At 34.6% G+C, this 22834-nt stretch carries 10 protein-coding genes; 5 read left to right on the forward strand and 5 right to left on the reverse strand.

The features are described 5' to 3' along the window. Positions 1-24: 24 nt before the first annotated feature. Positions 25-3078 (reverse strand): beta-L-arabinofuranosidase domain-containing protein, encoded by a 3054-nt coding sequence (locus ACFFLS_RS25990; RefSeq protein WP_379682413.1) that lies wholly within the window; start codon positions 3076-3078, stop codon positions 25-27. 538 nt (positions 3079-3616) lie between these two features. Continuing rightward, positions 3617-4606, reverse strand: coding sequence for a helix-turn-helix domain-containing protein (locus ACFFLS_RS25995; RefSeq protein ID WP_379682414.1), 990 nt, complete (start codon positions 4604-4606; stop codon positions 3617-3619). 171 nt (positions 4607-4777) lie between these two features. Between ACFFLS_RS25995 and ACFFLS_RS26000 the strand changes: the two genes are divergently transcribed. The 5 genes from ACFFLS_RS26000 to ACFFLS_RS26020 all read left to right on the forward strand — a co-directional run bounded on the left by ACFFLS_RS26000 (position 4778) and on the right by ACFFLS_RS26020 (position 19663). After that, positions 4778-9007 (forward strand): GEVED domain-containing protein, encoded by a 4230-nt coding sequence (locus ACFFLS_RS26000; RefSeq protein ID WP_379682415.1) that lies wholly within the window; start codon positions 4778-4780, stop codon positions 9005-9007. Positions 9008-9122: 115 nt separating this feature from the next. Beyond that, positions 9123-12779 (forward strand): CLIPPER-2 domain-containing protein, encoded by a 3657-nt coding sequence (locus ACFFLS_RS26005; protein WP_379682416.1) that lies wholly within the window; start codon positions 9123-9125, stop codon positions 12777-12779. Positions 12780-12804: 25 nt separating this feature from the next. Beyond that, on the forward strand, positions 12805-16734 hold the full coding sequence (locus ACFFLS_RS26010) for a T9SS type B sorting domain-containing protein (protein ID WP_379682417.1): 3930 nt from the start codon (positions 12805-12807) through the stop codon (positions 16732-16734). Between the two features lie 63 nt (positions 16735-16797). Beyond that, complete coding sequence (locus ACFFLS_RS26015; protein WP_379682418.1) at positions 16798-17715, forward strand: PorP/SprF family type IX secretion system membrane protein; 918 nt, start codon at positions 16798-16800, stop codon at positions 17713-17715. 10 nt (positions 17716-17725) lie between these two features. Continuing rightward, positions 17726-19663, forward strand: a complete 1938-nt coding sequence (locus tag ACFFLS_RS26020) for an OmpA family protein (RefSeq protein ID WP_379683386.1) — start codon at positions 17726-17728, stop codon at positions 19661-19663. A gap of 247 nt (positions 19664-19910) precedes the next feature. Here the strand turns inward: ACFFLS_RS26020 and ACFFLS_RS26025 are convergent, their stop codons facing one another. From ACFFLS_RS26025 to ACFFLS_RS26035, 3 genes are all read right to left on the reverse strand, one after another. Next, positions 19911-20741, reverse strand: coding sequence for a hypothetical protein (locus ACFFLS_RS26025; protein ID WP_379682419.1), 831 nt, complete (start codon positions 20739-20741; stop codon positions 19911-19913). A gap of 278 nt (positions 20742-21019) precedes the next feature. Then, positions 21020-22234 carry a hypothetical protein gene (locus ACFFLS_RS26030; protein WP_379682420.1) on the reverse strand — a complete coding sequence of 405 codons (1215 nt, stop codon included), beginning with the start codon at positions 22232-22234 and terminating at the stop codon, positions 21020-21022. A gap of 192 nt (positions 22235-22426) precedes the next feature. Next, positions 22427-22705 carry a hypothetical protein gene (locus ACFFLS_RS26035; protein ID WP_379682421.1) on the reverse strand — a complete coding sequence of 93 codons (279 nt, stop codon included), beginning with the start codon at positions 22703-22705 and terminating at the stop codon, positions 22427-22429. Positions 22706-22834 lie beyond the last annotated feature (129 nt).

Consider the following 22834-nt stretch of genomic DNA (forward strand, 5'->3'; position numbering starts at 1 on the left):
TTTGGTCTTGTTTTTTATTTCAATCTATTTTAAAGTAATATCCAGATAAACCGAATGACGTCCGTATGTATTATAAAATGGTTTAAATTGTATTCCGTCAATCACAAATTCCAATTTCTCTGCATCCCCTTTTATTGATTTGCTTAAATCTTTGGCATCTAATGTTATTTTTCGCCATTCATTAAGTGGCTCCGTTTCCTGAGCGGCCAATAAAACCGGGCCGTAAAATAAGCTGGCAATATTTTGCTGATCCATTACAGGATCTAAATGAAATTGAAATGGCATACGTAATTCAATTTTATCTCCGTCTTTCCATTTACGATTCAACGTAAGATAACTGCCTGGTATCGCTTTTACTTTGACTTCTTTACCATTTATTTTTACAAAAAAACCTTTTGTGGCCCAATGCGGAACACGAACATTTAAATCAAATTTACCTTCTCCTTTGATCGTTAATTGCGTATGATCTTCGTTTGGAAAAGAAGTCGTCTGTTCTATTATGACATTTTTTTCTTTCCATTTTACTGTTGACGGTACATACAGATTAACATATAAAGCCTGATTATCTAAGCTTTTAAAATAAATGGAGTTCTGCAATTTGGTGCTGCTTTCCAAAGCTGTCCCGTTACAACACGTAAAACCATCCATTTTTGGATTTCCAAATTGTTTTATTGAACCTGGTCGCAAAGGAACATGATAGGTATTTGCAGGAGTTTTTTCTGCTACCGAAGCCAAAATATGATTGTATAAACCTCTTTCATAGTAATCCATATATTCCGCACGCTGATCGTAAAGGAATAAACCACTCGTCAATTTCAGCATATTGTAAGTAGCACAAGTTTCGTTTTGTCCGCCTGCAGAGAATCCGTTCTCGTAGATTGTTGACGGCTGACTGATAAAACATTCTGCATTGGCAGGATTACTTGCTCCGGCAACACCTCCAATACTGTACATATAATCATTTGTGGTTTTATACCAGAAATTATCAGCAATACGATAATAATCAGGTGTTTTGGAATCGTGATACATTTCAAGTGCACCCACAATCTGCGGAATATGTTGATTGGCATGCAACCCACGGAAAGTATCTACGTTTTTGGCTAATCCGTTTGAGTGTTTTGCATCACCGTAAAATACTTTGATGTTGTCAAATAGCTGCGCTACTTCCAAATATTGTTTCTCATTTGTCATTCGGTAAAGGCGTGCCATCACTTCATTCATTCCTCCAAATTCTCCAGCAATATATCTGTTCCACATACTGATTAGCGTTTCATTAGGCAATTTTTTCATTCTAGCATAAACCCAATCTCCCATTCCTTTGGATATTTCTAGCGCTTTCTCATTACCGCTTACTTCGTAAACATCTAATAAACCAGCCAAAATTTTATGTAAAGTGTAATAGGGTGCCCAAATCTGAGTTTTCTGCCCGCCGTAATTAGCGCCTTTTTCCAACATTATAAATTGATCTGGTGGATAAGCACTGATAAAACCTTTCCCCCAATTCCAATAATCGGTACGAATTCCTTCTGTACTTAAATCCGAATCATAGGTTGTTTTACCTGGTCCAAAAGGAACCGCTGTAGGATCTGATACTGAAACTCCTCCAGCTGTTTGAGGTTTTCCAGATAGTTGAGCCAAATCATAAAGCGTATTAACTAAATAATCCATTTTTTTGGCGAAATCTTCATGTAACGCACTGTCATATCCTGTACTTCCATACGCCTGAGCAATTGCCGTTAAATAGTGTCCTGTTGCATGGCCGCGTAATTTTGTATCCTGTGTATCCCAAACGCCCAAAGGTTCTGCATTTTCTGGTTGTTTTTGCCCGAAAGCATTGCGAAACATATACAAGAAAGAATCTGGATTTGTTGCTGCAAGTGTTTTGATGAACTTCTCTCTATTCTCAATAAATTTTGTGTCATGTCCATGAGAATCTGAGCTTAATGCTACTTCATCTAAATTAAACGCTTTCAGTTTAAGTTCTGGAGTCGCAGCTTCTTTTACCTCTTGAACGGTAACAACTGCTTTAGGTTTTAATTCTGTACCTGAAACTATTCCGGTTACCATATATTGTCCTGCTTTCAAAACCGAACTGTTATCAGTGGGTGCCGGCCAAATTACTTTAACTTCTGGGCCTTCAATTCCGTTAGCATATATTCCTTTTAAAGTTCCGGGCAATCTAGGAAGATCTCCAACTACAGTCTGTACTTTGATATCTGAAATACCAGTTAGATATTGATTATACAATTGAGGTGTTCCCGCTGGATATTTTGGCAGATCGCCTGTCGGCTGTTCCGGTTCCTCTTCTTCTGCTTCGCTTTTTAAAGAATTATGATAAATTTTTCCAATCTGTTTTTCTGTTAAAGGAACTCGGTAGATTCTAAAATCATGCAATTTTGCTTTTAAATACGGATCTTCGGGCGAAATTGATTTCCCAATATTCAAAACATTATTTTTAGCTGTATTAGAATCGAATAACTGATCTAGTTTTAATTTTGCAATTTTAGTTGTTCCCGTTAAAACGCCATCAACATAAGTATTTAAAGACTTTGATGGAATATCAATTACAACTACCAAATGAACCCATTTATTAAGTTCTAAAACAGGGCCATCCGTTTTATACTTTTCTCCTGCTGTAGCAATTTCTGTTTGCAAATTACCTTTTTCTTTATTTCCAGTTGGAGCAACAAAAAAATGGGTTTTAGTATTTTTCCCGAAATCAAAAAAATGCTGATTTCGCTGATCAGAAAGCAGGTAAATCCATCCTGAAATACTTAACGATTCTTCATTAGCAAATACATTTCCTGGAATCGTAACATAACTATTACTGCCTGCTGTTAAAGAAAGTACTTTTCCAAATTGAGCATCATTATCAAATTTCATTTTGGACTCTGACATATTACCATGCAGATTATTTCGAGACCAATCTTTTACATCGCCATCAAACACATAACGAGCAATCAATCCTGTTTCGCCAATACCGTCCAGAATCTGATCTCCACCTTGTGCCCATAAATCCGTTGTAGGTATAGAGCCAAAACTTAACAATGTAAATAGTAATAGTCTAGATAATTTCATATTCAAAAAATTTAATATTTAGTTTAACTTTAAACCAGAAGATTTTAAAATGTTTTAAAAATAATTTTTATTGTGTAGAATATAAATTTATTAAAAATAGCCAATAATTCCGAGCCAATTGAATGTTTTAACAATTGTAAAATTAGACACAATTAACAAATTAATTCAACTATATTTTATCCTAAGACAATACTATATTATCTTAAATTAAACATTTTAACAGTTTTATAGAATAATTAAAACATCCCAAATATGTATTCTTTATTTTTGAATTAATAAAGAATGTAACGTAAATCTAAACTGAAAAACCGTCCTAAAACGTTCAACAGTTGTAAAAACAATGGGGATTTTATTGACAGCTATCGTAGTCTTGCACAGATTGTTGAATGTGTTTTTGGACGCAACAGACTAAGAAGATTTTGAATTGTATAATTAAGACAATTAATGCCTATTCAAAAAGTTTCAATAAAGTAGTTATCGGACTTATTCTGTTTCAATTTTTCAGATGCGACAAAACTGTGTATACATTTCAGACTATCTACAAATTACTTTTTCTAAACTCTTTCGGAGTAACTCCAAACTTATCTTTAAATGCTTTTGTAAAATTCTGAACGAACTTATAGCCACACAAAAGAGAAATTTCTGCAATTGCTTTTTCATTTTTTACTATAAGTTTCTTGGCTTCATTCATTCGGATTTCATACAAATAAGAAAAAACGGTGGTGCCAAACACTTCTTTAAATCCTTTTTTAAGTTTAAAATCATTTAAACCAGATCTACGCGAAAGTTCAACTAATGAAAGAGATACAGAAATATTTTCTTCTAATATCGATTTTGCCAAATGAATTTTCTCAATATCATACTCTTTCAAACTCATTTCTTTGAGATTAGAATTTGCAAATTCAAACTGTTCAAACTGAAGCATTAGCAATTTCAAAATTTTAGCTTCTGTAAACAGCGTTTTAAGAGTACCCTTTCTTTTGCAATGCATAATTTCATTTACAATGCTTTGCATTTCGGGCGTAATAATCATGTTTTTGGGGCTCAGAACCGAATAACGATTATTTTTAATATTTTCATGAAAAGAATCCAAAACGGGATAATAAGCAGACAGAATACTCAAGAAATGTTCTTGAGTAAATAAAATATGAAAAGAAGATGTACTAGCGTTTTCTTCTTCTGAATTGATTGAATATCCACAATCAGAATAATAAATCAAATTATGCTGATTGCTTGTAAATTTTATTTCATTTCCTGTAACGCCATCACGAATAATTGCGCAGCCATCCAAAGAAAAATGCATCTTGATTATGGGACAGGAAAATGAAAACTTCAAACTTCTACTCTTGTTGAGCTTTAGCTTACCAAAACATACATGAATATTTTTGAATACGAATTTTTTAAACAAAGCGTCTCCTATCTCATTTGAAATCTCCCATTTTTCAGACTTAACATACTGACTATCAAAACTAAAATCTATATTTATTGTTTGATCAATGCTTGTTTCTTTGATTTGTAAATTACTCATCAGTATCAAATAATCCGTTTGTAATAAAATTTAATCCGCCTATAATAATCCTTACAAAAATTTAGTAAAGACATTTGCGGCAAATATTATTATTATTTGGACTAAATCAAAATAATACTGATTATAATTTTTTCAAAGATTATTTACGAACATTTTTTTACAAATATTTAGATGAAGAAAAACTACTTTAAACTATTATTTTCCGCTTTTTTTATTGTATTATTTCCTTTCGTTATTTCGGCACAAGTATGGGAAAATGTTGGCACAGCAACAGGAATTTCTACTGGAGGAAGCAGTTTTAATAAGCTTGCTAAAGATGATGCAGGAAATTTATACGTCTCTTACTACGATGGAACTGTAGCTAAGGGTTCTGTTCAAAAATTTGACGGAACAAATTGGTCCTATCTTGGCGGTTCGCCAGGAATCACTTCTGGAATAGCAACTTTTAGTGCTTTAGCGGTAAAAGATGCACAAACTATCTATTATTCTAACCAAGCTGGTTATCCAGATAGTGGTTTGAATGTTAGAAAATTTGATGGCACTTCTTGGACCAGCCTAACTAATCCCGAAAATGGTTCGGTTACGCAACAAGCACTAGCTGTAGACAATTCAGGCATTGTTTACGCTGCTTATGGAACAGCGAATGGAACCATCAAAAGATTTGTAAATGGTGTTTGGGAACAGGTAGGTACAATTGGTTTCGCTAATGCTTCACCAAGTTTTATTGGATTAAAAATCGGCACAAATAATAAACTGTATGTTTCTTTTAATAATAATGGATATGTTCATGTTTATGAAAATGATACAACTGCGCCATCTAATCAAGCATGGAGGCCAGTAGGAAATGTTATCAATATCGCTGCGGCCTCTAATAGCGAAAATTACAATTCATCACTTGCTATTGATGGTTCAAACAATCTTTATTTAGCTTTTATTTCTGGAAGTGCGGGAGGTCAAAAATTAAATGTAAAAAAATTCAATGGTGCCACATGGGAAACATTAGGAGAAGAAAATTTTTCTGAAGGAAGAGGACAGTACATTAGTATTGCCGCTACTGCATCTGGCGTTCCTTATGTGGTTTGCAGTAATTGGGAAAATTCTGATTTCTTAAGGAATCATGTTTATGGTTTTACTGGCGAAACATGGATAAAAATTGGAGGTTTTGTATCTACTGGTGAAGCCACTTACAATTCATTGGTTGTTGACAATAATGATGATTTAATCTTGGCTTATTCAGACAGTAGTGTTCGAAAATTGGTGGTGAAAAAATTTGATATTGACACTCCTATCACAACATACTGCGAGGTTAAGTTTCCTCAAAACACAGAGCCCATTACACAGGTTACATTTGCAGGAATTTCAAATCCAAGTCCAGAAACTATAGGAAGTTCTACTCCTGCTTATGAAGATTTTACAAGTGTTTATGGAAATGTAGATTTAGGTGTAACCTACCCTATTTCGGTTTCTGGTAATAACGATACCAATACTATAAATAATTTTGCTAATCACATTACGGTATACTTTGACTGGAATCATAACGGTTCGTTGTTAGATGAAGGCGAAGCTTATTATTTAGGATACATTCAAGGAAATGCATCCATTTCAACTTTAACAGGAAACATTGTGGTACCTGCTGATGCTCGTACTGGAAATACTAAAATGAGAATTGTTAAAAAATACTACTCAACAACCAATCAATCTATCGCTGGAGCCTGTAATACAACTGGATACGGTCAAGCCGAAGATTATACGGTCATTGTGCATAAAAAACAGCTTCCAGTAACCGAAGTGACAGTTGCCGTTTTAAACAACGGGACAGCTGCAATAACAACTTTAGGCGGAACTTTGCAATTGGTTAAAAAAGTACTTCCTTCAGATGCAACACAAAATGTAACTTGGAGCATTTCTTCGGGATCGGATTTTGCGTCGGTTTCTTCGAGCGGGCTCGTAACTGCAAAAGCAGATGGAACAGCAACAATCAAAGTAACTTCTGTTGAAAACACAGCTTTGTCAGCAGAAATTACGATCACAATTTCAAATCAGACACCACCTCAAACCTGTACTTTTTCTACTCTTAAACTGACTGGTTTTAATGCCGATGTTGTCGCAGAAGGAACTGATGGAAATGCTGATTCAAAAACTACTGCAATTATCGATGCCGCAAATGTCTATTACGCAAAAAACTTTGTTCCTAAAAATCCACACAGCTCTTCAGCTAGCGCTGTTGCTTTTGGAGGTGGTCTACCTTCAAATGGAACTATTTCAAGTACTTCTATACAAGGTCTTGACTTTCAATTCGAAGATTTCACTACAAACAATGCTTTAGTTTTAAGAAACAGCCTTACCAATACAGGAACTTTGACTTTGGCAGCGCCTAAAAAAGCGCAAAAATTATATATAGCTTCAGTTAGTGCCGAAGGAAACAATACCGTTACAGTCAAAGTAAACTTTGATGATGGTACAAATCAATCTTTTACGCTTCAGGCAACCGACTGGTGGCAGACTGGTTCGCTTTCTAATAAAGTAATTACCAACATCGGAAGAGTTTCTCGTGGTGCAAGCTGGGCTCCGCTAAATCAGTTTGACGGTTTATCTCAAACTGGAATTTACCAAAACGAGTTTGTTTTGGATATAGCGAATCAACAAAAATCAATTAGCTCTATCACGTTCACACAAACAGCTCCATCTGGAAATGCTACGACAACAGCTATCTTAGCTATCAGCGTGTGCGGTTCTCCAGACGCAACCACAACAACAGAAGGTCCTGTTGCTATTACTTCTGGTTTTAATCACGATATTATTGCCAACGGAATCGGAAATGCTTCTGCATCAACTACAGTTGGTTTTGATCAAGCAAATACCAGAGCTTTAGTTTCTTTAGACTTTAAAGCGGTAGCTGGTAACTCAGCTCCAATTTTTGGACTTCCTGCCGATGGTAAAATCAATAGTGCTGCAACAGCTGGAGTTACGTTCCAGTTAGCAGATTATTCTGGTCCGAATGCGCTTTTCCTTACACCATCACATGTAGGAAACGGTGCTGCAAACAGCGGAACTCTAGCTTTCTCAGTAGCAAATTCGCAAAAACTATATGTATTGACAGCTGCTTCAGGAGGTGGTTCAAACAATTTGAAATTCAACGCCGAAGTTAATTTTGCTGATGGAACTAAACAAACTATTAACAACGTAACAGTTTCGGACTGGTATGACGGAAATAATTTTGCTATTCAAGGAATTGGACGTGTCAACACAGCTAATAATACTTTAGAAGGAAACAGCACAAATCCTAAGCTTTACGAAGTTGTATTAAATGTTGATACAGGCAATCAAAATAAAACGATTACGGGTGTAAACTTCGATTTTGCAGGAGATGCCACTGCAGAATATGCATCACAAATCAGAATGTCGGTTTTAGCTATTACAACAAAAAAACCGATTACAGATGTCTTAACTCTTGCAACACGTAACAATGTTCCTGCTTCAATAACAGCAGAAAAAGGAACTCTAGACTTAGTCGCTTCTCTAAACAATCAAGTAATTGCTAGTACTGATGCAAATTGGACAATTATTGAAGGAAGTGCTTTTGCTTCTATTGATGCCAACGGAAAAGTGACTGCTATAGACAATGGTATTGTAAAAGTCAAAGCTACGCTTAAATCGAATGTTGCTGTAGCGACTGAAATCGAAATTACGATATCTGGCCAGCCTACAAAATATTGTGAATCTTATTTTGTAAATGGCTGCGACAACTTATCTATCATAAGCGTTGCTACAACTGGAGCAACGGCAAATCTAAATAATGCATCAACTTGTTCTGGCAGAGGATATAGTGATTTTACAGATAAAGTATTAACAGCGTCAATAAACAGCGATGTAACTTTTAATGTTCATTTTACAGGTTCATTGGTAGGCTTTACTTTCTTATCTGTCTGGATAGATTGGAATCAGGATAGCGTTTTTGATGATAATGAAATGGTATACGTTTCTCAAAACGAAGAAGTAGGCGGCGCTGTGCAATTTACCACATCTGTTCCTCCAAATGCAGTTTTGGGATCAACCAGAATTCGTTTTAAAGCTGTAAGCGGTTGGATAGGTTCTGGTGCTTGCGGATATAATTCACAAGGAGAAACAGAAGATTATACGATACAAGTAGAAGCTAAATTAGGAACAGGTGACTTTGATAAAGCAACTTACAGCATTTATCCAAATCCGACTTCAGACTATGCAACAGTTCAAGCCTCGGAAACGGTTAAGGAAATAACAGTATTTAACATTACTGGACAGCAGATTTCAACAGGAAACTCTTCTAGAATTGATCTTTCAAATGTACCGCAAGGTGTATATCTGGTTAGAATTTTATTTGAAAACGGAACAAGTGTTGTTCAAAAAATGATTAAAAAATAAGAATAAATCTTTATAAATAATTTACAAATAAGCCTCACAGACATTCTTTTTTGTCTGTGAAGTTTGTTTTTAAATAAGCAGCCTGCTTACAACTAATAGGCAAACTTTATTTACAATGAAAAAATACGCAGTTCTTCTCTTTATCCTTTCGATACTTTTCTTTTCGAACAAAACGACGGCACAATATTCTAATGAACATTATATCGCTCCATCGCCTTGGCAATATTGGAGTGATGCCAACGAACTTGTGATTACAACCATTTCGCCCGGAATTGTTAATGCAACCATTTCTAAAAGCGATGGAACCGAAATTGTTACTTTGGCTTTGACTGCTTCATTTCCTGCTGTTTATCGTTTTGAAGGCATTCCGATGTCTACACCGCGAAATGTTGTCAATACGGTTTACAATGACCGCGGTTTAATTGTAAAATCTTCTACTCCAATTGCCGTAAATGTTAGAAATGTAGCTTCTGATGAAGGAAACACAGGAAGTGATAATCTCGGAAATTTCATTAAAGGAAATGCTTCACTCGTAAGTTTTGGAGATAAAGGAAAAGGAACTGCTTTTAGATTAGGATATTATCGAACCGATTTTACAGGAATTTCTGGAAATGCTCCGGTCTATTCTGTAATGGCTACAGAAGATAATACTCAAATATTTTTAGATGATGCCGCTCTTACTACCTTAAATACAGGTCAGAGTTTTTTATTTACTGCGAAAATTGGAGCGAGTTTAACCTCTAACAAAATGGTCGTTGCAAATGCGGGAGCCTATTCTGATGCGCCTGGAGGCTGTTCGGATGGAATTGTTACACAGGTGATTCCAGCTCAATCCCTCGGAAAAAATTATGTCATAGTAAGAGGAAACGGAACCGCTGGAACTCAGATGAACTACCCTGAACAAAGTACAATTATTGCAACACAGCCCAATACAGTAGTAAAAATAACTAATTACGACGCTCAAGGCATTTTTTTAAGCACCTCAACACAAACTATTCCGCTTGCTGGAGGTTCTTATACTTTTCATCATGGCGATACTAAAAATATATATTCATCTTCTTTTGTAGAAGCTGACAAATCTGTTATTATCTATTCAGGTTCTGCAGATTTATGCGAAGTCGATATGTCTACCGTTATTCCGGTGGGAGATTGTACCGGCTCTAATGAAATTGTCACTTCAAAGTTTACTTCCTATAATGGTAATGATCTTGATGCTTTCGGATACATTATTTTGGCAAGTGCAACAGAACCTGTTCTTATTAACGGATCAAACTTAGAAACTTTAACAGGAATACCTAGAACCGCTATCGGAACCACAGGATATTACATTATCCGATTTACCAATACAGAAGTTGGAAGTCCTGAAAATTATTACATTACCTCTAATGCAAAAATGACGATAAGCATTGTACAACAGGGAAATGGTTTTACAATGTCTGGATTCTTTTCTTCATTTAATGAAACCATTACAAAACCAGAAATTGTATCAAATGAAAACTGTAATACTGTTATTTCTACGCAATCCGGTTTGGCTCCATATCAATGGTATGTTGATGGAGTGGCGATTCCCGATGCTGTTTCGCAGACTTTTACTGTAAAAAATTCAGGAAATTATACTGTTACTGGAACTTTGGATTGTGGAGTAACCAATCAGTCTTCTCCTCTATTAGTGAAAGTCTGCAGCGATTTAAGCGTTACAAAAGAGATTGCTAATTTAGGGAATAGCAACAAAATTACATTCCTAATTAAAGCTAAAAACAACGGTCCTTTTCAGGATACGGGGGTTAAAGTAACAGATCTTTTACCAAATGGCTATGTCTTTGACGCTTCTTCAACAGCTATCGGAACCTATAATAAGACAACCGGAATTTGGAATATCGGAACCTTAGATGCTGATCAGGAAGCCGTTTTGCAAATATCAGCTGTAGTTAATGAAAATGGAAATCATACGAATACTGCAAAAATTGAAGGAGCTAATTTTGATGATAATCAGACCAATAATACCGCTACAGTAACTCCGGTATGGAACATGAATTTGACCAAAAAAGCACAACAGCCACTTTATCGCAATATTGGAGAAGTTATAGTATATGATTTAACATTAACAAATACAGGAAATGTTTCCTTATACAATCTTTCTGTTTTGGACGCTAATGCTGATACAGGAAGCATCGCGCCAGCTTTTATTCCTGCGTTAAATCCTGGAGAAAATATTGTTATTAAAGCAAATCATACGATTACCCAAGCCGATGTTAATGCCAAAAAAGTGACTAACCAGGCAACTGTTGTAGGAGAAAGTTTTGTAGATATTTTCATAAAATCAAATTCTGACGACCCTACAACTCCTGCATTACGAGATGCAACTGTGACACCTGTAATTTCTGAAGCCGATCTAGTAACTGTAAAAACAGATAATAAAGATTATTATATAGCAGGCACTAATACTATTTATACGATTACTGTGACCAATAACGGCCCTGGAAACGCCTACAATGTAAAAGTAAATGATGAAATTCCTCAGGGAATAACAGTAATGAATTGGAGCGATGATAAAGGAAATTCAGGAAACGGAAAACTTGATCATACCACAAATGAACTAAAAAACGGAGAAGTTCTTACATACACCATAACCATTGAAGTTCCTGAAACTTTTACAGGAAACTTAACCAATACGGCCATTGTTACCAGTTCGACAACAGATCCAAATCCGAATTGTGCCGCTTGTACAGATACTAATACCGAGTATGTTCCAAAAGCCGATTTAGTTACGGTAAAAACAGATAATCAGGATTATTATGTGGCAGGAAGAGAAGTTGTTTATACTATTTCTGTAAAAAACAACGGTCCAGATACGGCTAAAAATGTTGTTGTAAAAGACAATCTTCCTGCTGGAATTTCTACAATGAAATGGACTGATAATCTTGGAAATTCAGGTAATGGAGCACTTAATACTATTCTAAATGAATTACAAAATCAGGCTTCTATAATTTATACTGTAACCATTGCTGTACCTGAAACTTTTACAGGAAACTTAACCAATACAGCAGTTGTAACTAGCGATACGGTAGATCCAGATCCAAGTTGTGCGAACTGTACAGATGTTGATGCTCCATACATTCCAAAAGCCGATTTAGTCACAGTAAAAACAGATAATCAAGATTATTATATTCCTGGAAAAGATGTTGTTTATACCATTTCTGTAAAAAATAACGGTCCTGATACTGCTAAAAATGTTGTCGTAAAAGACGATCTTCCGACTGGAATTTCTATAATGAAATGGACAGATAATCTTGGAAATTCAGGTAATGGATCTCTCAACGCTATTCTGAATGAAGTACAAAATCAGGCTTCTATAATTTATACTGTTACCATTTCTGTACCCGCAGATTACAAAGGAGATTTAACAAATACGGTGGTTGTTTCAAGTGACACAGAAGATCCAAATCCAGCTTGTGCAGCATGTACGGATACCGATTTACAATGCATCTCGCCAAATCCAATCTGTACACAATTTACAGATAATATTCCCAATGTAATTTCGCCAAATGGTGATGGAAAAAATGATTTCTTCGATTTAACGGACTTACCTCCTATCACCAATCTGCAGATATTTAATCGTTTCGGACATATCGTTTATACGAAACAAGACTACAGTAATCAGTGGGAAGGACAATCTGACAAAGGAGAAAGACTTCCTGATGGAACTTATTATTATATCATACACTTCAAAGACGCAAAATCGACTGCCGGCTGGGTTTACATCAGTCAATAATTTGAAATGCTTAGATACTAGAAAAATGTTTTTAAAAAAGATAATTCCCTATTTGTTCATTTTAGTTTTTTGCTGTCAAGCAACGGCGCAATATGCTGCAAAGCATTACATTGCGCCGTCGCCTTGGCAGTATTGGAGTGATGCGAACGAAATTGTAATCTCAACTATCGCCTCTGGAACGGTAACTGTAGAACTGAAAAAAAGTAATGGTACCGCAATTACAACTTTAACTTTAACTGCTGCTAATCCCGTTTCTTATAGATTTGTTGGTGATCCGACAACCCTTGCCCGAAACGGAATAAACAGTATCGCTTCAAACCGAGGTCTTATTGTAGAAGCAACAGAACCGGTTTCAGTAAACATGCGAAATATTGCCTCAGATACACCGGGAACAAACAATACCAATATCAAAGGAAATGCTTCTCTTGTCAGTTTTGGAAATGAAGGATTGGGACTCGCCTTTCGTTTGGGCTACTATCGCAGCAGCTATACCGGAATTGTAAATGGCGCTCCAATCTATTCTGTAATGGCAACAGAAAATGGGACGGCAATTTCATTAAACGGAACCATGACAGCACTATTAAACGCTGGACAAAGCAGATTATTTATAGCTCCAATGGGCTCTCTCCTAACTTCCGACAAAGCTGTCGTCGTAAATGTTGGGACTTATGGCGACATACCACAGAGCTGTAACGGAAATGGTGAAGATGCCACAGTCGATCAGATTGCACCTATCAATATGCTGGGAAAACGTTATATGCTTGTACGCGGAAACGGGACACCGGGAACAGACGTCAATAATCCCGAACAAAGTACGATAGTAGCTTCAGAAGCAAATACAACTGTACAATTAATACATTTTGATGCTTCAGGAACACAAATCGGAACTAGTACTCAAGTACTGGCAAACGCAGGAAGTTATGTTACCATTCATCACGGAGATGCACAAAATATGTATTCTTCTACTTTTGTAAATTCATCAAAACCTGTGGTAGTTTATTCTGCAACAGCAGTAAACTGCGAAACCGATATCTCAACTGTATTGCCTATTGGAGGTTGCTCAGGTTCTAAAAGTATTATAACACGAAAATTTATCAGTTATAACAATACCGATCTTCCTTACTTTGGCTACACTATTTTAGAGAATGCCACGGAACCGGTTTTCCTTAATGGAACCAATCTAGAAACTTTAACAGGAACACCGCGTGTACCTATTGGGAATACGGGTTTTTATATGCTCCGTTTTACTGATGCAAACATCGGGAATCCAACAGTTATCAACATTACATCTAATTCCAGATTAACAACCAGTATTGTACAGCAAGGAGAAGGTTTCTCTATGTCTGGTTTTTTCTCTGCTTTTAGTGATTCTCCAGAACCGCCTACAAAAGTAAATTCTACAAATGCCTGTTCTGTGACCCTTTCAACAACTCCAGGTTTGGCACCTTATCAATGGTATTTAGACGATGTGCTTATTGCAGGCGCTATTGAGGAAGAATATATGGCTATAAAAACCGGAAATTATACCGTTGTAGCGACAAGAGACTGTGGTTTAACCGCTCCTTCGGCTCCTGTTTTTATCAGTGTAAATCCTTGTACAGATTTAAAAGTAGAAAAAGAAGTAGCTTCTATTACTGGCAATCAAGCTGTATTTGAGATAAAAGCATCTAATATTGGCACTGGAGATGATACAAATGTACGTGTGACCGACTTGCTTCCAAGCGGTTATGAATTTGTAAATGCATCAGCAACTATCGGGACTTATAATAGTACAACAGGAATCTGGACTATTGGAAATTTAATTTCAGGAGAACTGGAAACACTAACGATAACGGCTAATATTAGAACTACTGGTGATTTTATAAATACGGCTGTTATTTCTGGAACAAATACAGATACAGATCCAACCAATAATACTGCTCAAGCTATTGCACAAACAAGTACTTTAACTTTTACGAAAACATCTCAAAAAGATATTTATTATAATGTTGGCGAAGTTATTGTTTATGATTTGACTCTTACCAATACTGGTCAAACCGCCATAAGCACTATTGCAATTTCTGATGCGAATGCAGATACTGGAAGTATTATACCAAATTCAATTCCAATTTTAAATTCGGGCGAAAGTATAACTATACAGGCTTCTCATACTATAACGGCTGCCGATGCTACTGTCGGATCCGTTACCAATCAAGCTACAGCTACAGGCGAAAATCCAAATCATGATACCGTTACCGTGCTTTCTGATAATCCGAAAACAACAGCTATAAATGACCCAACGGTTACACCCGTAATTTTAAGTGCAGATCTGGTTACTTTAAAAACAAATAATCAAACCATATATGTTCCCGGAACTACAACTGTTTATGATATTTCAATTACTAATTCAGGACCGAGTAATGCTTTAAATGTTTCGGTAAACGATTTAATTCCAAACGGAATTACAACCATGAGCTGGACTGGAAACGGAAAAACAGGAAATGGAAATTTGACTGACATAATTGCTGCCATTCCTGTGGCATCAACGATTAACTATAAAGTTACAGTAGTCATTCCTGAAAGTTATACTGGTAACCTCAGCAATACAGTAACTGTTTCAGGTTCAATTCCAGATCCTAATCCTAGTTGTAGCACCTGCACCGACGTCGACACAGAATGCACGCCACCGCAAGTACAAACACCTTCAGCACTTTCTGAATGTGATGACGCAGTTGAAGACGGACTTAAAATTGTAAATCTAACTTCCAAAAATGATGAAATTACAAACCAGAATACACAGCTCCTTGTAAAATATTATTTGAATGCAGCCGATTCTGCAAATGAAATTCCTATTTCAAATCCGGCAGCTTTTCAGACAACAATTCCCTATTCACAATCCATTATTGTTGAAGTTTCAGATGCTTCTGGCTGTAAAACTTTCGTTGATTTACAAATACAAATCAACAAAAAACCTGCACCTGTTGCATTGCTTGAAAAAACAGTCTGTCAAAGTGATTTTTATGATCTTAGTATTTATGAAAATGAAATTCTGAATGGAGAAACTGGAACATCCATTTCTGGATATTTTATCAGCAGAACTAATGCTGAAAATAATTCAAATGCAATTTCAAATTTTAGAAACTATACGATAAGCTCAAATTCGCAATCTGTTTTTATCAGAGTGCAAAATGCTAGCGGATGCTTTTCTATTTCAGAATTAAAAATCAATATTATTCCTATTGAAGGCGTAAATCTTCGCGAAAAATATACAATTTGTTATGATGCCAATGGCAATTTGATTTCTCCAGCAGTTATAGAAACAGGGCTTTCAATGACCGATTTCAAATTTAAATGGTATCGAAATGGACAATTACAGCCTTCAGAGAACGATTCTTTTACCGCTGTACAGCCTGGAACTTATACGGTAGAAGTTACAAATAGCTACAACTGTCCAGCAAAATCTGCAACTACAAATGTTGTCCTTTCAAATGGACCAGAAAGCTTAAAGGCTTCGGTAGTTTCGGAGTTTTTTGCAGATAATGCCACAATTATGGCCACAGTAACGGGTACAGGAAACTTTGTTTATTCGCTTGACGACGGTCCTGAGCAAGAATCAAATTATTTCTACAATGTAAGTTCTGGAACTCATATTGTTCGAGTAAAAGATGCCAACGGATGCGCCGGAACTTTAAGTGTAGAAGTTTTTGTGGTAGATTATCCGAAGTTTTTTACTCCAAACGGCGACGGTTACAACGACACTTGGAATATCACCAGCCTGAAAGACCAAAAAAACGCTATCATTTACATTTTTGACCGCTACGGAAAACTGATAACTTCTATAAAACCATCCGGAGAAGGCTGGAATGGAAATTATAATGGAAATTCCCTGCCTTCTACAGATTATTGGTTCAAAGTAACCTATTATGAAAACCTGATAGAAAAAGAATTCAAAGCCCATTTTTCGTTGAAACGCTAACATAAGATTATTCAATATCATTTAAATGCTTTTGAATAACACAGAAATATTAAAGATAAAAACATGAAGATTAAATTTTTGACAGTCGCTATTCTCTTAATAGGCTTAGTAAGTACTGCACAACAAGATGCACAGTTTACGCAATATATGTACAACACCATAAACATAAACCCTGCTTATGCCGGATCTAGAGATGCTTTGAGTGTTTTTGGTTTGTACCGCACGCAATGGGTCGGTCTAGATGGAGCGCCAGAAACCAGCAATTTATCTGTCAATACACCAATAAGTGATACTAATTTAGGAGTTGGACTTTCTTTTATTAATGATAAAATCGGACCTACAGTAGAGAACAACTTTTCTGCTGATATTTCCTATTCGATTCAGGCATCTGCCACTTATAAACTTTCTTTTGGCATCAAGGGAACTGCCAATTTATTCAACTTAGACATCAATAAATTAAATCCGAAAGATCAGGGAGATCCAAAATTTCAAAATGCGGCCAACACTTTTTCGCCAAACATTGGTGCAGGAGTTTATTTGCATTCAGACAAAGGTTATATCGGTTTATCTGTTCCAAACTTCATAGAAACAAACCGTTACAACAATAATGATGTCGCTATTTACAAAGAAAAAATCAATTATTATTTAATTGCCGGTTATGTATTCAATCTTGATCATTATCAATATTTAAAATTCAAACCTGCCGTATTAACCAAAATGGTCGACGGCGCACCGTTACAGGTCGATCTTTCTGCAAATTTCTTGTTTAACGACAAATTTACAGCTGGAGTTTCGTATCGTTGGGACGCTGCATTAAGCGCCATGGCTGGATTTCAAATCTCTAACGGACTTTTCCTTGGGTATGCATATGACCGTGAAACCACCAAATTAAATAACTACAATTCTGGATCACATGAAATATTCCTGCGTTTTGAGTTCTTCAAAAATAATGGAAATGTTACCAATCCTCGTTTCTTCTAAATTAATTACCATGAAAAAATACATACTTCTCTATCTAACAATATTAAGCTTTTTTTCTGTTGCTGGTTATTCGCAACAGGCAAGATTGGCTTCGGCAGACAAAAAATATGAAACTCATGCCTTTATAGATGCAATCAAAATTTACGAGCAAGTGGCTGAGAAAGGATATAAATCTGAAGATTTGTTTCAAAAACTCGGAAATTCATTTTACTTCAATTCTGATTTTGAAAAAGCTGCAAAATGGTACGAAGAATTGTTTGCAATGAATACCGAAGTCGAAACTGAATATTATTATCGCTATTCTCAAACTTTGAAATCAATTGGAAATACAGTAAAAGCCAACCAGATATTGGATTTGTTTTATAAGAAATCAAAAAACGATAGTAGAGCAAAATTGTACGCTGGTGCTAAAAATTATTTAGAAGAAATCAAAGCCAATTCTGGTCGATACAAAATTGAAAATGCAGGTATAAACAGCAGTTATTCTGACTACGGCACTGCTTTTTACCAAAATAAAATCGTTTTTACTTCGGCGCGTGACAAAAGTCTTTTTGGACAACAAAAAGACAAATGGACAGGTAGTTCTTATACCAATTTGTATGAATCTGATTTGGACGAAAATTTCAAACTAAGCGAGCCTCGAAAAATCAATAGTGGCATTAATTCAAAATTTCACGAATCTACGCCTGTATTTACAAAAGACGGCAAAACTGTGTACTTTACACGAAACAATTATGTAAACGGAAAAAAAGGCAAAAACGAGTCTAAAACGACTTTAATCAAAATATACAAAGCCACGCTTGAAAATGAAAAATGGATCAATATAACGGCACTTCCTTTTACTAGCGATAATTACAGTACAGCCCACCCAGCTTTAAGTCCAGACGAAAAAACGTTATATTTTGCCTCAGACATGCCAGGAACGATCGGACAGTCGGATATATTCAAAGTTGATATCAAAGCTAATGGAGAATTTGGAACTCCCGAAAATCTAGGCAAAACAATCAATACCGAAGGAAAAGAAACATTTCCGTATATCTCAGATGAAAATGAAATCTATTTTGCTTCTGATGGTCATCCTGGACTTGGAGGTTTGGATATTTTTAATGGAAAAATAACAAAAAATGGTGTCGTTGAAATTAAAAATCTTGGTTCTGATGTTAATTCACCTCAAGATGATTTTGCATATATAATCGATACTAAATCACGCAGAGGTTTTTTCTCTTCTAATAAAAATGGCGGAACAGGATCTGACGATATTTATGCATTTTTAGAAACTCGAAAACTAAACTGCGTTCAGGAATTACTTGGTACGATAACCGATTTTGCTTCGGGTTCTGTTTTAGCCAACAGTTCTATTTCCTTGTACAATACCAATTCTAATCAAGTCATAAGCAAAACAAATTCTGATGAAAACGGTCAGTTTAGATTTGATGTTGAATGCGGCGTTACGTACACCATTAGGGCAGAAAAAGAAAACTATACTTCTAATGAACAAATTATTTCGATTCCAAAAGAAAACGGAAAAACAACTGCTGCCATAAGTCTCGAAAGCACCAAAGCTAAGATTGCAATTGGAGATGATCTGGGTAAATTTGTAGGCATCAAAACCATTTATTTTGATTTGAACAAAGCAGATATTCGCCCAGAAGCTGCTTTAGATCTTGAAAAAGTACTCGAAGCTTTAAAACAATATCCAACAATGAAACTCGATATTCGTTCTCATACAGACAGCCGACAATCCAAAAAATACAATCAGTTATTATCTGACAAAAGAGCTGCCTCTATTATCAAGTGGCTGATTGAAAATGGCGCTGCCTCTGACCGATTAACCGGAAGAGGTTACGGAGAAACACAACTTGTAAATCAATGCGCTGACGGTGTAAAATGCTCTGAAGAAGAACATCAAATGAACAGACGAAGCGAATTTATAATTCTACAGATGTAAAATTAAATAAACGGAATCTTTACTTAAGGGATGAGGACTATGCTCATCCTTTAAGTAAATTTTATTATTGATAAAATGTATCCGAGATTTTCATTAGGCAATCTAAGTGATTTCAAATGTCATTACTGAATTTATGCTTGTGTAATAATTGTTGATAATAATATACTCAGGTTACCACTTTAAATTCTTAACTTTTACCAGCATTTAATTTTTCTCTTTTTATTAAAATAAACAGTAGCATCACAACTTAATTCATATAAAATGATTCCGTATATTCTTTTATGATATTTTGAAATTCTTGTAAACTTTTGCCCTCTGATTTGATTATTTTATTTTCACGGTAAATATTATATATACCGTTTATATCATCTTTTTTAGTCCAAATTATTCCATTTTTGATTTCGCCTAACTCATTAGTTTCTACATGAGCTAAAGAAAACGGAGTGATTTCTTCCTTATGTTTTTCGTCATAGTCTTTTGCGTATTGCTCGGCATACTTAGAAGAATAAATTTTAAATAGTGCATCTTCTTCTGAAAAAAAATCTACAAATGAGTTAAAAATCAAATCAATAGATGATAATTTTCTTGACATCTCGAGTCTTCCAAAAAGTTTAAAGCTTTTCTCAAAATTTCTTTCATCATCGTGTGCTATACTTTCTAACCCAGATTTAACAATATAGCTTTCAATATTATTATTGGATAATTGACTTGTAATTAAGCTGTTTGGAGGCAAATTGTTTAAATCAAAATCAATACTTCCTACATAAAGTAGTTGCTTCTTTTTATAAATAAGTTCACGTGCTTCCTTATTATTTTTAATAAAAACTTTAATTATGGCTTTTGATTCACCAGCATTTCTAATAAATATAGTATCATTAACTTTTGAAAACTTTAGTACATTCCCATAATTTACTGCATACATTTCAACATCAAAACTTTCAATTTTTTTGTTGATAATTTTTTTAACGATTCTCCCGCTCTCTATTTTAACAACTGCCAATGAATCTGGTTCCTGTCCAAAAGAAAATACGCCTTTTAATATTATGATAAATAGAATAAGTAAATGTTTATATTTCATTGTGCAATGTATTTCTAAGATTGCAGAGACTTTGGCATAGTATGGCAAGCTTAATATTAGTAATGTAAAAATTAGTTCCTATACTTTTAGGAATTACCATAATAGGTCTGGGAAAATATCAAGATGTAGTTCTAGGCCACCATGACGTATATAACAAAGAAATATTGATTTAAAAATTGCAACCTATTTCCGTGTTTTTGTGCTTTTTACCTAAACCATCCAAAATTTCAACCAAACAAAACGGCAGAATTTTATAATTGTGTCCTAATATTCGTCAATTACTCTTCACCAGGTAAAGAAATACCGTCACCATCTATCTTTGCTTGTTTCCATTGCTTTTCAAACTCTGGAATATTATAATAATTTTTAAGTTTGAACTCTTTGCTGTATTTGTTATCTGAATCATTATACTCTGCAAATTTCCCCATAAAATCTACAGTTCTGTAGTCTTTAGCATACTTGTAAATAAAACTATGTATTCGAGCTATTATTTCGGCTTTTTGCGAAAAATTGAGTTCAATACTCTTATCACTTAACAACCAGTCTATATAGTAATATCTTACAAAGTCATAGAATTGAGTTGCCTTTGCTTCATCTTCAACTAGTATGTTTAAAAGCTGCTGGTCGAAAACTATTTTTCCATCGCACTTTTTGTTGTAAATGATTTTGTTTGCTTCTTCTATATTTTGGTTGGTAAATTCTGTTTTATCCCCCCCCCCCCATTTTAGTAACTCTTTATCATCATAATAACCGAAAGTAGTTACCAGACTTCTCATAAAGATTGCATCGTTTACTATTAACCATTTAAAATGCGCTCTACTGTCATTAAATAAATACAAATTTCGAGCAACAAGTGTTTGAACATTTTTCTTGCGCTGTTCATCAAGATTAGGAATTTCTTTCCATTTTATTATATCGAAAGACTGTCCATTTACAGACTTACTTTTTTCTATTTTTTCTTCTTTATTATAAATATCAGGATAATCAGTTTTATAGTTTATAAGTTGTGGTGCATAAAGTGCTTCTAGTATTATTTTATTTTTTGAATCAATAAAAAGTGGATTATTATTACTGACAGTGTAATTAACATCTAGCTGATATTTTGTTTTCTTTAATGGACACGCAAACTCTACTAAAAAATTAATATCTTTTTGTATATCTTTAAAATCAAAAATTCTAAATACTTTATTTTGAAAATTTTCATCATTTAATACTCTATAATTATAGCTTTTCAAAATATCAATGGATAATTGTCTTATTATTTCATAATCCTCCTTTTTGTAATCATAATCACTTTGCATATCTAATCCAGCTTCTTTTACGGCATATCCATGCAATACTTGTTGTTCAACAATTTTTTTTATAGTATCTATTGAATTAATATTCATATCGTTAGACTTAGTAATTTGCAACTTTGCAGATTCTTCACTTTTTTCTTTTTTACAAGATAAAAAAGAAAAAAACAGCGTTAATATTATTAATATTCTTTTCATCTACAATTTATTTTCCCCTCGATTTTCATCAGTAAGTTTGCCCTGATATTCTTCGGATTTTTTTTTATAAGTTCTTGTAATTAGTTAAATTCTAAAATTGTTTGATTTCATTTTTTAAAAATCATCTAAATACATTATGCAAGAAATCTTAATAGATCACATATTTTATAGATTTATTTACAAAAACTATTTTTAATCTGGAGCGCCTAGAGAATTAAATTTATTCGCATAATCAATCATCTCTTTCAAATTTGATAATCCGTAATAGTTATTCTTTTTATATTCTAAAACAACTTTTGTCCAGTCGCCTTCCTCCAAAAAATCTCTGAAATCTGCCAAAATTGTTAATTCACCCCAATTCTCTTGCTTTGAGTAGTATTTTTTAAATACAGGATCAAAAGTATTCACTAAGTACGAAATAATCTTAATTTTTTCACTCCAATTATATCTGACATTATTTTTAAGTTCCATAATTTCCGAACTATAATATTTTAATGACAATAATACCTTAACATCATTTTCTTCTTACTCCATTTTCATCCATTTTCATCAATAAGTTCATCATGATATTCTGCATATTTTTTTATGTAAACGACTATA

Origin of the sequence: Flavobacterium procerum (assembly GCF_042431625.1) — a bacterium.
GTDB classification, from domain to species: Bacteria; Bacteroidota; Bacteroidia; order Flavobacteriales; family Flavobacteriaceae; genus Flavobacterium; species Flavobacterium procerum.

What these genes read in the sequence shown, in the direction of transcription:
- ACFFLS_RS25990 (WP_379682413.1), bottom strand. Translation starts at nt 3,078, where the DNA reads ATGAAATTATCTAGACTATTACTATTTACATTGTTAAGTTTTGGCTCT.
- ACFFLS_RS25995 (WP_379682414.1), bottom strand. Translation starts at nt 4,606, where the DNA reads ATGAGTAATTTACAAATCAAAGAAACAAGCATTGATCAAACAATAAAT.
- ACFFLS_RS26000 (WP_379682415.1), top strand. Translation starts at nt 4,778, where the DNA reads ATGAAGAAAAACTACTTTAAACTATTATTTTCCGCTTTTTTTATTGTA.
- ACFFLS_RS26005 (WP_379682416.1), top strand. Translation starts at nt 9,123, where the DNA reads ATGAAAAAATACGCAGTTCTTCTCTTTATCCTTTCGATACTTTTCTTT.
- ACFFLS_RS26010 (WP_379682417.1), top strand. Translation starts at nt 12,805, where the DNA reads ATGTTTTTAAAAAAGATAATTCCCTATTTGTTCATTTTAGTTTTTTGC.
- ACFFLS_RS26015 (WP_379682418.1), top strand. Translation starts at nt 16,798, where the DNA reads ATGAAGATTAAATTTTTGACAGTCGCTATTCTCTTAATAGGCTTAGTA.
- ACFFLS_RS26020 (WP_379683386.1), top strand. Translation starts at nt 17,726, where the DNA reads ATGAAAAAATACATACTTCTCTATCTAACAATATTAAGCTTTTTTTCT.
- ACFFLS_RS26025 (WP_379682419.1), bottom strand. Translation starts at nt 20,741, where the DNA reads ATGAAATATAAACATTTACTTATTCTATTTATCATAATATTAAAAGGC.
- ACFFLS_RS26030 (WP_379682420.1), bottom strand. Translation starts at nt 22,234, where the DNA reads ATGAAAAGAATATTAATAATATTAACGCTGTTTTTTTCTTTTTTATCT.
- ACFFLS_RS26035 (WP_379682421.1), bottom strand. Translation starts at nt 22,705, where the DNA reads ATGGAACTTAAAAATAATGTCAGATATAATTGGAGTGAAAAAATTAAG.